This window comes from Streptomyces sp. NPDC043896, assembly GCF_056435605.1.
In genome coordinates this window covers 60,108-73,858 of record NZ_JBWKEE010000014.1, presented here as the reverse complement: position 1 = coordinate 73,858, position 13,751 = coordinate 60,108, and the positions used below count along the sequence as shown (strand labels likewise).

Below are 13,751 nucleotides of genomic sequence, written 5' to 3'. Positions count from 1 at the left end.
GCTCGCGGCTTCCAGGGCGGTGCCGGCCCACGCCGGCCCGTCCGCCACGCTCCCGGTCAGCGCCCGGTAGGCCCTCGCCGAGAGGCCCGCCGTGACGTGCACCGGTCCGTTCGTGTCCACTGCGCCGTCCGGTGCCAGCCACACCACGGACGCTGCCCCCGCCCCGGCCGACGCGACCGCCGCCGGCAGTCGCCGGCCCCACCCGTACCGCTTGATCGATTCCATGCCTGCGACGGTAGGAACACCGCAGGCCGGATGCCCTGGCCGAACGGCAGCCCGGTACCCCGACGATCGTCAGGGTTGACCGACGCAGGCTGAAGGGACGGGACCGGCTGGTGCCGGCGGCGTACCGCCCGGCTGCCGTTTCGGGAGCCAGCGCAGGGCTGCGGCGCCGAGGGCGGCGTGCAGTGCGCCGGCGGTGATCGCGACGACGTGCAGGCCGGTCACGAAGGCCGCCTTGGCGTCCGCGGCCGTCGCCGCGCCGAGGCCCGGGAGCCGGAGGGTTTCGTCGAGGGTGGGGGCCAGGCCGGGGCCGTTCAGGCGGAGGACGAACGCGGCGAGCGAGCCGAGGAGCGCGATGCCCAGGGCGTTGCCGATCTCGTTACTGGTCTCGGCGATGGCGCCGGCCGCTCCGGCCCGTTCCGCGGGGACCGCTCCGACCGCGGTGTCGGCGACCACCGCGAACGAGATGCCGTAGCCGATCCCGGCGACGGCGGTGGACAGGACGTACCAGCCGATGCCGCCGGTGGCGGTGACCGCGAGCAGCGCCAGCAGGCCGGCGGCGATGGCGAAATGGCCGGTGATCAGTACCGCCCGCCTGCCGACGCGGTCGACGACGCCGGGGACGACGACGGAGGTGACGGTGAGGACCGCTGCCCCGGGGAGCGCCAGCAGGGCGGCGTGCAGCACGTCCAGGCCGAGGACCGACTGCAGGTAGCTCCCGCTCAGATAGGCGGCTGCCGACCAGGCCGCGAGCGGAAGCAGCCCGGTGATGATCGCGATGGTGAAGACGCGGTCCCGGAAGAGCGAGAAGTCGATCAGCGGGTGGTCGAGCCGGCGCTGTCGGGCCGCGAACCAGACGAGCAGAGCGGCACCGCCGGCCATCGCTCCGACCGGCAGGGCGGCGATCCCCTCGGCAGCCAGGTGCTTCAGGCCGTAGACGGTGGACAGCAGCCCGGCCGCGGAGGTGACCACGCTGAGCGCGTCGATCCGTCCGGGGCGGGCAGCGCGGACCTCGCCGAGCAGCACCGGCGCGAAGACCAGGAAGAGGACGATGACCGGCAGGTTCACCAGGAACACCGAGCCCCACCAGAACCGCTCCAGCAGCAGCCCACCGACGACCGGACCGACCGCGAAACCGGCGGCGAACGCGGCCGCGAAGATCCCGATGGCCCGCGCCCGGCGACGCGGCTCGGGGAAGAGCTCACTGAGTACGGCCAGTGCCGAGGGCAGCAGGGTGGCACCGGCGATGCCCATCAGCACCCGGCACGCGATCAGCAGTCCGGGCGTCGGGGCGAACGCCGCAGCGGCGGAGGCCAGCCCGAAGACGGCCGTGCCGAGGGTCAGCAGCCGCAGGCGTCCGTACCGGTCGCCGATGCTGCCGAAGGCGATCAGCAGGGAGCCGACGGCGAAGCCGTAGCCGTCCAGGATCCACAGGGCCTGGTCGGCGGTCGGGGACAGGTCCTGGGAGATCCGCGGCATCGCCAGGAAGAGGACCGATCCGTCCATGGAGACCAGGAGGACCGGCCCGAGAACCGCCAGGAGGCCGAGCCAGGACCGGAGTTCCGACCGCCCGGCGAGGATCGGACGCGTGCGCTTCCGCCGTTCCCGGGTCTGGGGATGGGGGTGTGGCTGTGGCTGTGGCTGTGGCTGTGGCTGTGTATGGGGCTGTGTATGGGGCTGGGGCTGGGGTTGTGTATGGGGCTGTGTCTTCCTCATGGCCACCACGCTCGGCGCAGGCGCGCCTCGCAGCCATCCCACCCCCGTGGGTACACCCGGCAGGTACACCCTCGGCGCTCCACCCGGCACCGTCCACGGCCTACTGTCGAGGGCATGGAAAGCCTGGGAGCGTTTCTGAAGAGCCGTCGGGACCGGATCACGCCCGCCGAGATCGGACTGCACACCTACGGCACCTCGCGCCGCGTTCCCGGGCTCCGGCGCGAGGAGCTCGCCCAGCTCGCCGGGGTCAGCGCCGGCTACTACACGCGCCTGGAGCAGGGGCTGGCCGGGTCCGCCTCCGGACAGGTGCTGGACGCGCTGGCGCGGGTACTGCGCCTGGATCAGGTGGAGAGCGCCCACCTGCACAACCTCACCCGGCAGTCCGGCCGTTCCGGCCTGAGCGAGCCCCCGGCCGAGACGCCGCACGAACGCGTCCTGGCCCTCCTCGCCTCCCTGGACCAGGCCACGCCCGCGGTACTCCTCGGCCGTCGCGGGGACATCCTGGACTGGAACCGCGCCGGGCACGCCCTGCTGGGCCACGGCTTCGCCTTCGATGCCCCGCAGGACCCGGACCGCCGGCCGTCCGTCCCCCGGGAGTTCTTCCTGGACCCGCTCGCACGCGACTTCTACCGCAACTGGTCCGAGCTGGCCGAGATCCACGTCGGCTACCTGCGGCTCACCGCGGGCCGCTACCCCACCGACGCGCGGCTCGCCGCTCTGCTCGGCGAGATCACGATGGGCAGCGACGCGTTCGCCGGACTGTGGGCCGCGGGCGACGTCCGTGACTGCACCACCGCCGCCATGCACCTCCGCCACCCGACCGCCGGCGCCCTCAGCGTCACCTACCAGGTCTGGCTCCAACCCGACAGCCCCGACCACCGCCTGGAGTTCTACACCCCGAACGACCCCGCCTCCGCCGACGCCCTGCGGACGCTGGTCCCGCAGACCTCCGGGAGCCCGGGGCCGGGTGGTCGGTCCCGCCCCTGACGACCTGTGTGCGGGCGCGGAGCGGCGGCAGCGGCCCGGGGGCCGCCGGCCCGTCATCGGCACCGCGCCCGTCGGCGCCGGCCCGGCGGCTGCCCGGCCGGCGAGCGGGCGCTACGTCACGCGGGCACGTGGAGGGGCGGGTGGTCGAGTACGCGGGGCTTGTACTCGACCAGCTGGATGCGGCCGTCGAAGGTGCGGTGCCCGGTCATCTCGAGGGCGACGTCGGGGTAGCCGTCGTAGATGCGTTCCGCGCCCGTGGCCCCGGTGATCACCGGGAACATCACGACCCGGAAGCGGTCGACGAGTCCGGCCCGGAGGAGGGACCGGCACAGGCTGAGGCTGCCGATCGTGCTGAGGACGCCCGGGCCACTCGCCTTCATGGCGCGGACGGCCTCGACGGCGTCGTCGCGGACGAGCGTGGAGTTGGCCCACGTCAGCGGCTCCTTGAGCGAGGAGGAGAACACCACCTTGGGCGCTTGAGTGAGCTCGTCGACGGACGCCTCCTCCTCGGGCCGGAACTCGTCCTGCCCGGACGGGACCTCGCCTGCGGCGAAGCCCGACATCAGGCGGTAGGTGTTCGCTCCCATCAGGTAGGTGACCTCGGGCTGCTCGCCGAGCCACGCGAGGTACTCCGGTCCTTCGAGGCCCCAGAACCCGGGCCAGCCCTCGCCCGACGCGTGGCCGTCGAGGGAGGTGATGAAGTCGACGAGAAGCTCCGACATGACGGTGTCCTTTCCTCAGGTGTCACCAGCTTGGACCGGCCGGAAGCCGAAAACTCATCGGCCGCGCTGTGGAGGAACGGGGAAGCGGCCCGGGCCCACCGTCACGGTCAGCCCGGCCACGTGCGACGCTCGGGGGCCAGCCGACTTGCCGATGGACGTCTCGATGCCCGGGACCGGCCTGATGGCGACGCCGAGCGGCGCAGCTGCCCGCCCGCTGCCCGCCCGCTGGTTCGTGGGGTGGCACGGGGGCCGGGGCCGGACTCCGGCCCGGCGCTCCCACACGTACAGGCTGACCGTCGCGGGCAGGCCGAGCACGGGGAGGTGCTGCGGCGCCCGAGGCGTGGCGTCCCCCGGCGGCCGATCCCGGTGGGGTGTCAGGCGCCGCCCAGCCAGCTGGTGGCGTCGAGGCGGAACGCGGTCTCCGCGGGGACGACGCTCCGCAGCGCGACCTCGATCTCCCGCATGCGCTCCGCGCCCAGCACCTCGGTCCACTCGGCGCGCAGGTCGTCGAACACGGCGGCCGAGCGGGCGAGGGCGGCGCGGCCGTGCGGGGTGAGCCGGACGAGTTTGCGCCGCGCGTCCCCGGGATCGTCGGTGCGCTCCACGTAGCCCAGGGCGAGCAGCCGGTCGACCGTCTTGCCGGCGGCCTGTTTGGACACCCCGAGGCGCCGTCCGATGTCGCTCGCGGTCGCGCCGTCGGCGCCGATGGCCTGCATCGCGAAGCCGTAGGCGGGGCGCAGGCCGGGGTGGCCCTCTTCGGCGAGCCGGGCGTGCAGTCGGTCGATGAGGGTGCGGAAGCCGCCGAAGAGGAGCAGGGGCAGCTCGTAGCCGGGCGTATCACCAGACCCATTGCCCCGATCGACAACCTGGTTTACTTTTACCTCGTCAACACGGTCAACCATGTTGTCGATACTAGCCTGCCCCCACCCCTCCGCACCCGTCTCCCGGGAGTCTTCATGGCCACCGACCTGCCCGCCCGCACCGCCCGCGCCGTCGCCCTGCTCCGGGAGTCCCCGCAGACCCTGGACGGCTTCCTCAAGCTCAGCGAGATGTTCGAGTCCACGACTCTGGACGCGCACTCCCGCGAGACGGTCATCCTCACCGTCGCCGCGCGCAACCAGTGCCACCTGTGCGTCGACATGCACGAGGCCAAGCTCGCAACCCTCGGCCCGGCGCCGGATCCCGAACGCCTCGACGCCATCCGCCGGTTCACCCTCCAGGTCCTGGCCTCCGCGGGCGCGGTGAGCGAGGAGGAGCTGGCGGCTTTCCAGGCCTACGGCTACACGCGCCGCAACGCCCTGGAGGTCGTCCTGGGCATCGGCACGTACACCGTCTCGACCTTCGCCAACCGGCTGACCGGCGCCGCGTAGGAACAACGCGCAGGAACAAGAACCCATGAGCCCGACCGTCACCGTGAACGGCCAGGGCCCCGCAGGCCCCGCAGGCCCCGGCCGCCACGGGCCCGCCGCCACGGGCCCGGTGCCACGGGCCCGGTGCAGGCCTGGCCGGCCGGTCGCGCGGGGCCGTGGCGCCCTGCGGCCGGCCAGGCCCGAGCAGCGCATCCCGCCTTCGGGACGCCAGGGGACGGCGTCACACCTTGCCGATGCCGAGGGTGTTCTCGCCGGGGAGCAGACCGGAGCCGATCGCGGACAGCCAGGGGCCTCCGAGCAGTTCGGCGAGGCGTGCGGTGCCGTCCGGGCCGAGGGCGTCCCAGGGGGCCGCGGCGAGTTCGTCCGTACGCCGCTCGACCTCGGCGCGCAGCTCGCGGCCCGCGTCGGTGACCTCCACGGGCGCGCCGCCCGCTGCGACGAGGCCGCGGGCCGCGAGCCGGGCGCGGGCCGCGGACCATTCGGCGGCGGACCAGCCGCGGCTCTCGAAGACCGGCTCGGGAGCGGCGCCGACCGCCGCGAAGGAGACGAGCGCCTCGACCGGGTCGAGCCCGGCGATCAGGAGCGCGGCGAGGTGACCGTCGCCGCGGTGCTCGCGCAGGACCGTCGCGGCCTGCCAGAGGACGAGGTGCGGGGCCTCGGGCCAGGGCAGGGCGGCGTTGGCGGCGGCGAGGGGGCGCCCCGCCGTCCCGGCGGCCTCGGCGGCACGGCGGGCGAGGGCGGCGGCCTCGGCGAGCTCGGGACCCTTGACGGTGTCCTCGCCGAGGACGGCCCGGTAGGTACGGTCGACGGCGCGCAGGCGTGCGGCAAGGACGTCGGCGGGGGGCACGGACGGCGTCCCGCCGGGCACGTACCGGGCGACCATGCCGGGGCTGAAGCTGTAGAAGGCCGAGGCGACCCCGGCCGGGCCGGGAGCGCCCAGGGGGGCGGAGCGCCAGGCGAAGTAGGAGGGCCAGCGCTCGGCGGTGTCGTAGCCGAGGGCGGCGGCTTCGTCGAAGGCCTCGGGGGCGTAGTAGAGCAGGGCGTGCAGGGGTTCGAGCAGGTGCCACATCTGACGTACGCGTCCGGATTCCACGGCGGTCTCCCTCGTGATCGACTCACTCATCCACGACTTGTCACTGACAAGATTGCACGCCGGTCAGCAAACTTGTCAATGACTAGATATCCGCTAAGCTGCTGCCATGACGAGCCGGAAGCCCTACCACCACGGTGACCTGCGGCAGTCCGTCCTCGCCGCCGCCCTCGACGTGATCGCCGCCGAGGGCCCCGGGGCGCTCAGCCTGCGCGACCTCGCCCGCCGCGCCGGCGTCTCCCATGCCGCCCCCGCCCACCACTTCAAGGACCGCACGGGGCTCCTGACGGCGATCGCCACGGAGGGGTACGACCGGCTGGCCGCCGCCCTCGCCGGTACGCCCGAGCTACGTGAACGCGGCGTGCGCTACGTACGCTTCGCGACGGAACACCCCGCCCACTTCCAGGTGATGTTCCAGCCGGACCTGCTCCGCACCGACGATCCGGAACTCCTCGCAGCCAGGGAACGGGCCTCCGCCGAACTGCGCGCGGGCGTCGCGGGCCTGCCGGACGTCCCCGACGCCCGCACGGCGGGCATCGCCGCCTGGTCCCTCGCCCACGGCTTCGCGACCCTGCTCCTCACCGGGAACGTCGACGCGGCAGTGGGCGACCGGGAGCCCGAGGAGTACTTCCGCTCCCTGACGGGCCTGCTCTTCGCTCCGTAGCCCCCGCGCCCTGTGAGTGGGGGCCGCCCTCGCTCTTGCGGACGGTCTCTTTCTCCCGCTCGGAGCCGACATGAAGCGGCTGCGGCCGTACCTGCCGGTCGGCAACGACCGAGGCATGAGACACCTTGGTGGCAGCCTCAAGATCAAGTATGGTCGGCCTCGATTTCGTGCGGGCCGTGACCGGCCCTATGGGGGGAATTCTTCGTGCGCCTGAACATCGTCAAGTCCGTCCGCCGCGCCCTGGGCGCGGCCGTCGGCGCCGTGCTCATCTCAGTCACCCTGCCCGCCTCCCCCGCTGCCGCCGTGGACCTGTCCAAGTGGGACCTGGTGCTCAACCTCAACAGCAGGCTGTGCCTGGAGGTGAGCGGCTGGTCCACCGCCAACGGCGCCGGGGTCAACCAGTGGGACTGCCACGGCGGGGCCAACCAGCAATGGTTCGGGGCCACCTACGGAAACGCCCGGCTCATCTACAACGCCCAGAGCGGCAAGTGCCTGGAGGTCAAGGGCTGGTCCACCGCCAACGGCGCGACCATCGACCAGTGGGACTGCCACGGCGGGGCCAACCAGCTGTGGCAGCTGCGCGCCACGAGCGACTACACGGTGGCCCTGGTCAACGTGAACAGCGGCAAATGCCTGGAGATCGGCGGCTGGCGCACCGACAACGGCGCCCCCGCCACCCAGTGGGACTGCCACTGGGGCGAAAACCAGCGCTGGTACTAGCCGGGCCGGCGCGCCCCGAGCGCGCCCGCATCGCCACAGGCGACGACAGCCGAGGACGTCGTACGCACAACCCCTGACCGCATGCTCCAGGTGCAGGTCGCGGCCGGGCCGGGGCCCGGCGGCCTCCCCGTCGGTCGTGGGCCCCGGGCCGGGCGTCACGTCAGGTCGAGTGCGCGCTGAACGGCGTCGCGTACCGCGTCGTCCGTCTCGTTCGCCAGGTGCCGGCCGAGGGCCTCGCGTCGCCGGGCGGGCAGGGTCCGCCCCTGGGGAGTGCGCGTCGTCATCAGGATGGCCGCGAGGGAGCGGACGTCGGGTACCGGATCGGCGAGTGCGGTGGTGAGCAGGTCCCGGCCGTGTTCTCCCTGCGCGGCGAGTGCGCGGAGGATCGTTTCCCTGACGGCGGCGTGACCCTCCGCGTGCAGCGCCTCCAGCAGTGTTCCGGGCAGGTCGGGGCTCGGGGCCGGGTGGGTGATGAAGGTGTAGGCGGCGGCTCGCCGCCTCGCCGGGCGTTCGTCGTTCAGGAGGGTGGCCGCGAGCTGAGGCTCATCGCCGGACATCTGGTCGGCGAACCAGTGGAGGTTCCGGTGTCCGGTCAGGACGAAGTCGAGCCACCGCTCGTACCAGGACAGGAAGTCGGGGTCGGTGTGGAAGCGGGGAGCGAAGAAGCCGTCTTCGTTGACTTCGACCAAGCGCCCGCGCCCGGGACCTGTGACGACGAGCAGCGTGAAGTCGCTGCAACCCCGGTAGACGACCGTGATGGTGCCGGGGAACGGTTCGGCGAGCTCGCTTCGAGCATCCGGGCCTGCGGGGACGAGCTGATCGGGCACGATCGGGAACGGTTCGGCGAGCCGCCCCGTGCCGGCCTGCCCGACCCACCGCTCCATCGGCAGCAGCCCGTACGTGGGACCGTATCCGCCGTGGCCGATCCGGGTGAGGAACCGGCGGAAGTCCTCTGGCAGCCGGACCTCGTGGAGGCTTTCGAAATCGGAGACCTGCGCCTCGGTGAGCACGGGGCCGAGTGCGGCCTTCTCCGTGCTCGGGAGCAGGGCGAGTTTGGCTTGGATCCGGGTGATCCTTGCGTCCACTGGTACTTCTTCTCATGCGGGAAGGTGTTCGAGTCGCGAGCATAGTCCACGATCGGGCCGCGTCGTTCGGTGCCGGTTGCTGCGCCGCCGCCGTGTCCTGGGCGGTGGGCTCCCGGCCCGCAGCCCGCCCGCCGCGGCCCAGGAGGTTGTGGAAACGTCTCGTCCAGGCCGGCATCGCACGCGGTCAGGGCCGCAGGAGCCTGACCGCAAGGAAGCACGGAGCCTGGTGGAGCCTGTCGTAGGCCGCTTCGTCGGTTTCCCGCAGGCCCGGAGCCGGGCGGGGCTCGGTGAGCTTTTCGAGCAGGAATCCGGCGGCCAGCAGTTCGTTCAGGAACGTTTCCAGCGGCATGCGCTGGTAGTGGACTGCCAACGATCCCCCGGCGACTGGGAGGTCGACCCAGTCTTCGCAGTAGTACGAGCCGCCGAACTTCCGCCAGTCAGCCGTGGGGTGGGTCGTCGAGACCAGCAGCCATCCACCAGGCCGCAGGACTCGTCGTAGCTCGCCGAGCAGGCGCGGCCGGTCGGCGATGTGGTGGAGCATCAACGCGCACACGACTCCGTCGAACGACGCGTCGTCGAAGAAGTCCAGCGGCTTCTCGGCATCGTGCGTGATCAGGTCGACCCGGCTGCCCAGTCGCTTCCGCGCATGCCTCAGCAAGGTCGCACTGCCGTCGACTCCGACCACCTCGGCACCCTTTGCCAGGAGTTCGGCCGCGTAGTGTCCGGCCCCGCAGCCGAGATCGAGAAGCCTCAGTCCGGCAACGTCCCCCGCCAGTGCGAGCATCGCCGGCCTGTCGGTGTGTGCGTTGTAGGGGCTGGTGTCGGCGTGCTTCGCGAAGAAGTCGCCGAGTTCGTCGTGGTATGCGGTCTTTGCAGGCACCGTGACAGCATCGCGTCAACGGCTGCCGACCGCGAGCGGTTTCGTGTCATCGAGGATGCGTCCCGGCGCACGCCCCCGGCGCCGGCCGCGGCGCCCGCCGGTGAAGCCCGGCCTCCCCCGGTCGTCCATCGCCGTCACCCGCCACGACGACTCGCCCCGCGGCCGTCCGGCCGCACGGCTTCGGAGCGACGGGTCACACGGCGGCGGAGGTGAGGGCGTCGAGGGATTCGGGGATGGTCTGGCCGCCGTCGACGGTGAGGGTCTGGCCGGTGATGAAGGCCGCTTCGTCCGACGCGAGGAAGCCGACGGCGCGGGCGATGTCGTCCGTCTCCCCCAGCCGGCCCAGGGGGATGGCGGCGGTCATCCTCCGCAGGTAGTCCTCGCCCATCTCCTCCAGGCCCTCGGTGCGGACGTTGCCGGGCAGGACGGCGTTGACGGTGATGCCCAGCGGCGCCAGTTCCAGGGCCGCGCCGCGCAGGAAGCCGAGCTGGCCGGCCTTGCTCGCTCCGTAGTGGGACCAGCCGCTGTAGCCGGTGGTGGGGCCGGTGATCGAGGAGGTGAGGACGACCCGGCCGCGGCCGGCGCGTTCCATGGCGGGCAGGCAGGCACGCACGGCGAGGATCGAGCCGCGCAGATTGACCGACAGGACGTCGTCGACGTCGGCCGCGGTCATCTCGCGCAGCGGCTTCTCGGGGAAGATCCCGGCGTTGGCGCACAGGATGTCGACGTGTCCGTGGCGTCGTTCCGCTTCGGCCGCCGTCTCTTCGACCGCGTCGGCGTCGCGCAGGTCCAGGCCCGTTCCCGCGACGCGCCCGCCCGTGGACCGGGCCAGGTTGGCTGCGACCTCGCGGGCCGTCGCCGCGTCCCGGCCGGTGAGGAGCACCGCCGCGCCCCGGCGGGCGAAGAAGCCCGCGATCGCCCGCCCGATGCCGCGTGTTCCGCCCGTCACGACGACGGACCGGTCCTGCCAGGGGGTGGAGTTCATGGCTCGCCTGCTTCCTCGTCCGTCGGCCGGTCCTGCGGCCGTCCGGCCGCGGCCGGGTCCGGTTACGCGGCCGCACCCTAGCGGACCGGTGCCGGAGCGCACGCCGGCCGTCGCCCGCTGGTGGGCAGGCGTACCTGTCTCCGCCCCGCGAACGGCACGGCGCCGCCGGGCCGCGGGGCGCCGAGGGCCTACCCGAACGGATTACCCCGTGGGCACGGACTCGGCCCGGCCGTCGGCGGCAGAGGCGGGGCGGGGGTGGCATCGGGCGGGCCTGTCGAGACCGGACGCCTCACCCCGTCGTCCGTCACCCGCGCGGCGCCGCCGGTCCCACCTGGCGCACCATGCGGTACGTCGGCGCACCCGTCATCCTGGGCTCCGCCCTCCCCGAGGTCAGTCCCTCCACCGCAGCGCCTATGGCCGCCATACGGCCGTCGGTGTCGGAGTTCTCCACGAAGTTCCGGTAGTCCGCCTCGCTCTCCCAGGTCACCACGTTGTAGACCCGGGTGCCGTCGGTGCTCACGTGGAAGCGGGCCGACACGTATCCGGGGTAGAAGGCCACCCACTCCTCCAGCAGCGGGGCGAACGCCGCCACCAGTTCGTCCTGGGCCTGCGCACCGCCCTCCACCGTGTAGTCGATGATCGAGACGAACTCCGCCGTGCTGCCGCTCATGAGGCGCTCCTTGCCGTTGTCCGTGCGGCGGGTGTTCCCCGCTGGGCACGATCTTGGTACCTCAAGTGCTGTTGAGGTCAAGGGTGCTCCCGGGCGGCGGGCGTGGTGTCGGGGTCGACGGGCGTTGACAATTGATAGGCGCACGTAGATCGTAAGTGCATGCGTACTAAAATTCTGAGGTCTTCGTGGGTGGCCGGAACGGCCGGCGGCCCTCTCGGCCCCGTCCTGGTGAGCGTCACCGACTTCACGCCCCGCAGGGTCACGGACCTGCCCGGCATCTACCGGGCCGCCCGGCGCCTCGCCTCCGGCTGGCCGGAGCTGGACGGGGCCCACGGCATGTGGCTGTGGGCCGAGCGCCTCGGCCGCAGGTGCGGGGCCGTGGCCGTCTGGCGCGACCACGCCGCGCTGCAGGGGTTCGTGGGCTGGCCGCCGCACCGGGAGATCATGCGGGCCTACCACGGCAGGGGCGAACTGGCGTCGGCCACCTGGAGTTCCGACACCTTCGACGCGGACGCCGTCTGGGCGCGGGCCCGGGCCGAACTGCTCGCTCCGCGGACCGCCTGATCCGGCGAGGTGGCCCGCCTTCCCGTCGGGCCGGAGGGATCAGGGGCGGAGGGCGCGTACGCCCGCCTCGTTCGCGAAGTACAGCAGTCCGCCGGCGGCGAGCGGCGGGGGACCCGAGGTGCTCTCCCCCGCGCTCACGCGCCAGAGGGCCTTGCCGGTGCGGGTGTCATGGCAGTACCAGTCCCGCAGGTAACAGACGAACAGCCGGTTCCCCGGAGCCGTACCCGCCGCGTAGGAGGCCTCGGGGCGCTCGCCGCGCCAGACTTCACGTCCGGTGCGCACGTCATGGGCCCGCAGCGTCGTGCGGTCGTCGTCGAAGCCGCTGTCCTCGCTCCAGCTCAGGTACGCGCCGTCCTGGTCGACGGCGATGGCGGGGCTCTCGTTGAGCGTGGTCGAGAAGGCGGGCGCGGTCCAGCGGAGCGTGCCCGACGCCGCGTCGAAGGCCTGCAGCCGCTGCGCGTCGCCCTTGCCCGGGCCCGGCGCGCTGATGTAGACGGCGTCACCGTGCGCCACCGCCGCCGAGGCGTGCGCCGCCGGTGCGGTCCAGCGGACCCCGCCGGTGCGCGGGTCGTACGCCACCAGCTTCGAGCCGGTGCCGACGTTGCCGTTGCGTCCGAAGAGCAGTCCCGCGGCGGAGGCGTCCAGGGTGCACCGGCCCCCGGGCTTCTCCGGCGGCGCCGACCAGCGGACGGCGCCGGTGCGCGGGTCGAGCGCGGTCAGGGCCGCGTCCGGCGGGTTGACGTACGCGAGGCCGTCGCGCACCTCCAGCAGCGTGGCTTCGGTCTGCCACAGCAGGTCGCCGTTCGCCGTGTCGAGCGCGAACAGCACCGCGGGCGGCGGGGCGGGATCGTCGTCGTGGGTGTACGGCAGAAAGCTGACCAGGGCGGTGGAGCCGCTGGTCCACACCGCCCCCGCGCCCGGGTCGCTCAGGCGGCTCCCGGGGGTCTGGCGCCACATCTGCCCACCGTCGGCGGTGCGCAGGGCGTGCACGGCGCCGCCGTCCGTGGCGACGAACACCGCGCGGGACGTCACGGCCGGTGCGCCGGGGACGGCGCCGGCCAGCGGGGCGCGCCAGCGCTCGCGCCCGGTGGCCGCGTCGATCGCGTACAGCCCGCCCTTCTTCGACCTGACGTAGAGCACGCCGTCCTGGTGCACGGGCACCGCGTGGTCGAAACCCGTGGCGCTGCCGTCCTCGTCCAGCAGGGGCACGGTCCACAGCGGCTTGAGGACCTGCGGCCCGGCCTCCTCCGCCGCCCCGCCGGCGACGTCGCACGCGGAGGTGGTGAGGGCGAGCCCGCCCACCACCGCGGTCGCCAGCTTCAGGACCCGGCGGCGGCCGACTTCCTGCTGTTGTCCCCCCGTTGTGCCCATGGGGGCAGACTAGGGGGTACGGGGACGGGGATCGTCACGCCCGCTCGCGCCATCGGGCGAGGCCGCCCTGGACCTCGGCGATGCTCGGGTGGCGCACGGCGTCCAGCCCCTCGTCGGCGAGCAGATCGGCGATGAGGGCCGGCGGGCCGAAGACCTCGGTCGCACTCAGGTCCCACTCGGTGAGGACGAACCAGGCCCCCTCCACCGGCCACCAGTGGGCGGGGAACTTGAGCCCCGCGGCCGGGCCGGGCCGTGTGCGGGCGGCGTGGTGGGCGAGGGCCTCCTCCAGCCGGCCCCGGCGGGCCGGAACGGGGCGGCCCAGGTCCTCGATCGCCGCCTGGGCCCAGTAGCACTCCGTCCGCGGCCCCTCGGGACTGTGCCGGGCAAGGACGTCGAGCAGGCGGGCCAGGCTGTCGGGGTCCAGCTCCCCGAGGTCCGGGCCGTACCGCCTCCCGGGCAGGTCCAGCCCCTCGAAGACGCGGAACGAGGGGGTGTACTGCCAGTCCTCGAGCCGCTTGCCGGCATGCGCCAGCACGTCGCCCCAACGGGCCCGTTCCCCTCCGACCGTGACCGCGTGCAGGACCCAGCAGCGGTCCGCGAAACCCTCCTGCGGCTCATGCCCCAGGAGGGCCTCGTCCGCTTCGAGGACGGGACGCATGCCGCCCAGCACATGGTCGTCCGGCAGGAGCTCCACCGTGGAATCCC

Annotated in this window: 15 protein-coding genes; 5 read left to right on the top strand and 10 right to left on the bottom strand. The window is 73.3% G+C overall.

Annotated features, from left to right (window positions below; genetic code table 11):
• Positions 1–294 precede the first annotated feature (294 nt).
• The gene (locus AC069X_RS21285) at positions 295–1,728 is read right to left on the bottom strand and encodes an MFS transporter (RefSeq protein WP_478730260.1); all 1,434 of its coding nucleotides are present in this window, start codon (positions 1,726–1,728) and stop codon (positions 295–297) included.
• A 324-nt stretch (positions 1,729–2,052) separates the two neighbouring features.
• Here AC069X_RS21285 and AC069X_RS21280 point away from each other — a divergent pair, with 324 nt between their 5' ends.
• Complete coding sequence (locus AC069X_RS21280; RefSeq protein ID WP_478730258.1) at positions 2,053–2,925, top strand: helix-turn-helix transcriptional regulator; 873 nt, start codon at positions 2,053–2,055, stop codon at positions 2,923–2,925.
• Between the two features lie 116 nt (positions 2,926–3,041).
• Here the strand turns inward: AC069X_RS21280 and AC069X_RS21275 are convergent, their stop codons facing one another.
• Together AC069X_RS21275 and AC069X_RS21270 are read right to left on the bottom strand one after the other, a co-directional pair.
• Positions 3,042–3,647 (bottom strand): dihydrofolate reductase family protein, encoded by a 606-nt coding sequence (locus AC069X_RS21275; RefSeq protein ID WP_478730256.1) that lies wholly within the window; start codon positions 3,645–3,647, stop codon positions 3,042–3,044.
• A 374-nt stretch (positions 3,648–4,021) separates the two neighbouring features.
• Positions 4,022–4,549, bottom strand: coding sequence for a MarR family winged helix-turn-helix transcriptional regulator (locus AC069X_RS21270; protein ID WP_478730254.1), 528 nt, complete (start codon positions 4,547–4,549; stop codon positions 4,022–4,024).
• 54 nt (positions 4,550–4,603) lie between these two features.
• Between AC069X_RS21270 and AC069X_RS21265 the strand changes: the two genes are divergently transcribed.
• Positions 4,604–5,017, top strand: coding sequence for a carboxymuconolactone decarboxylase family protein (locus AC069X_RS21265; RefSeq protein WP_478730252.1), 414 nt, complete (start codon positions 4,604–4,606; stop codon positions 5,015–5,017).
• A gap of 220 nt (positions 5,018–5,237) precedes the next feature.
• Here AC069X_RS21265 and AC069X_RS21260 read toward each other — a convergent pair whose 3' ends face one another.
• Entirely contained in the window at positions 5,238–6,140 is a 903-nt protein-coding gene (locus AC069X_RS21260; RefSeq protein WP_478730250.1) for an SCO6745 family protein, read from the bottom strand.
• A 76-nt stretch (positions 6,141–6,216) separates the two neighbouring features.
• Between AC069X_RS21260 and AC069X_RS21255 the strand changes: the two genes are divergently transcribed.
• Both AC069X_RS21255 and AC069X_RS21250 read left to right on the top strand, forming a co-directional pair.
• Complete coding sequence (locus AC069X_RS21255; protein ID WP_478730248.1) at positions 6,217–6,771, top strand: TetR/AcrR family transcriptional regulator; 555 nt, start codon at positions 6,217–6,219, stop codon at positions 6,769–6,771.
• 204 nt (positions 6,772–6,975) lie between these two features.
• Positions 6,976–7,491: an RICIN domain-containing protein gene (locus tag AC069X_RS21250; protein WP_478730246.1), complete on the top strand. Its 516-nt coding sequence runs from the start codon at positions 6,976–6,978 to the stop codon at positions 7,489–7,491.
• A gap of 155 nt (positions 7,492–7,646) precedes the next feature.
• Here AC069X_RS21250 and AC069X_RS21245 read toward each other — a convergent pair whose 3' ends face one another.
• The 4 genes from AC069X_RS21245 to AC069X_RS21230 all read right to left on the bottom strand — a co-directional run bounded on the left by AC069X_RS21245 (position 7,647) and on the right by AC069X_RS21230 (position 11,111).
• Complete coding sequence (locus AC069X_RS21245; RefSeq protein ID WP_478730244.1) at positions 7,647–8,576, bottom strand: hypothetical protein; 930 nt, start codon at positions 8,574–8,576, stop codon at positions 7,647–7,649.
• A 184-nt stretch (positions 8,577–8,760) separates the two neighbouring features.
• Positions 8,761–9,456: a class I SAM-dependent methyltransferase gene (locus AC069X_RS21240; protein ID WP_478730242.1), complete on the bottom strand. Its 696-nt coding sequence runs from the start codon at positions 9,454–9,456 to the stop codon at positions 8,761–8,763.
• A gap of 193 nt (positions 9,457–9,649) precedes the next feature.
• On the bottom strand, positions 9,650–10,441 hold the full coding sequence (fabG, locus tag AC069X_RS21235; protein ID WP_478730240.1) for a 3-oxoacyl-ACP reductase FabG: 792 nt from the start codon (positions 10,439–10,441) through the stop codon (positions 9,650–9,652).
• A gap of 304 nt (positions 10,442–10,745) precedes the next feature.
• Positions 10,746–11,111, bottom strand: coding sequence for an antibiotic biosynthesis monooxygenase family protein (locus AC069X_RS21230; protein ID WP_478730238.1), 366 nt, complete (start codon positions 11,109–11,111; stop codon positions 10,746–10,748).
• Between the two features lie 189 nt (positions 11,112–11,300).
• Here AC069X_RS21230 and AC069X_RS21225 point away from each other — a divergent pair, with 189 nt between their 5' ends.
• Positions 11,301–11,675 carry a hypothetical protein gene (locus tag AC069X_RS21225; protein WP_478730236.1) on the top strand — a complete coding sequence of 125 codons (375 nt, stop codon included), beginning with the start codon at positions 11,301–11,303 and terminating at the stop codon, positions 11,673–11,675.
• A gap of 39 nt (positions 11,676–11,714) precedes the next feature.
• Here AC069X_RS21225 and AC069X_RS21220 read toward each other — a convergent pair whose 3' ends face one another.
• Positions 11,715–13,046 (bottom strand): outer membrane protein assembly factor BamB family protein, encoded by a 1,332-nt coding sequence (locus tag AC069X_RS21220; protein ID WP_478730234.1) that lies wholly within the window; start codon positions 13,044–13,046, stop codon positions 11,715–11,717.
• A 34-nt stretch (positions 13,047–13,080) separates the two neighbouring features.
• Entirely contained in the window at positions 13,081–13,740 is a 660-nt protein-coding gene (locus tag AC069X_RS21215; RefSeq protein ID WP_478730232.1) for a hypothetical protein, read from the bottom strand.
• Positions 13,741–13,751 lie beyond the last annotated feature (11 nt).

Coding starts and splice junctions, on each gene's coding strand:
- AC069X_RS21270 (WP_478730254.1), bottom strand. CDS start 4,549: ATGGTTGACCGTGTTGACGAGGTAAAAGTAAACCAGGTTGTCGATCGG.
- AC069X_RS21265 (WP_478730252.1), top strand. CDS start 4,604: ATGGCCACCGACCTGCCCGCCCGCACCGCCCGCGCCGTCGCCCTGCTC.
- AC069X_RS21260 (WP_478730250.1), bottom strand. CDS start 6,140: ATGAGTGAGTCGATCACGAGGGAGACCGCCGTGGAATCCGGACGCGTA.
- fabG (WP_478730240.1), bottom strand. CDS start 10,441: ATGAACTCCACCCCCTGGCAGGACCGGTCCGTCGTCGTGACGGGCGGA.
- AC069X_RS21280 (WP_478730258.1), top strand. CDS start 2,053: ATGGAAAGCCTGGGAGCGTTTCTGAAGAGCCGTCGGGACCGGATCACG.
- AC069X_RS21285 (WP_478730260.1), bottom strand. CDS start 1,728: ATGGACGGATCGGTCCTCTTCCTGGCGATGCCGCGGATCTCCCAGGAC.
- AC069X_RS21255 (WP_478730248.1), top strand. CDS start 6,217: ATGACGAGCCGGAAGCCCTACCACCACGGTGACCTGCGGCAGTCCGTC.
- AC069X_RS21275 (WP_478730256.1), bottom strand. CDS start 3,647: ATGTCGGAGCTTCTCGTCGACTTCATCACCTCCCTCGACGGCCACGCG.
- AC069X_RS21230 (WP_478730238.1), bottom strand. CDS start 11,111: ATGAGCGGCAGCACGGCGGAGTTCGTCTCGATCATCGACTACACGGTG.
- AC069X_RS21220 (WP_478730234.1), bottom strand. CDS start 13,046: ATGGGCACAACGGGGGGACAACAGCAGGAAGTCGGCCGCCGCCGGGTC.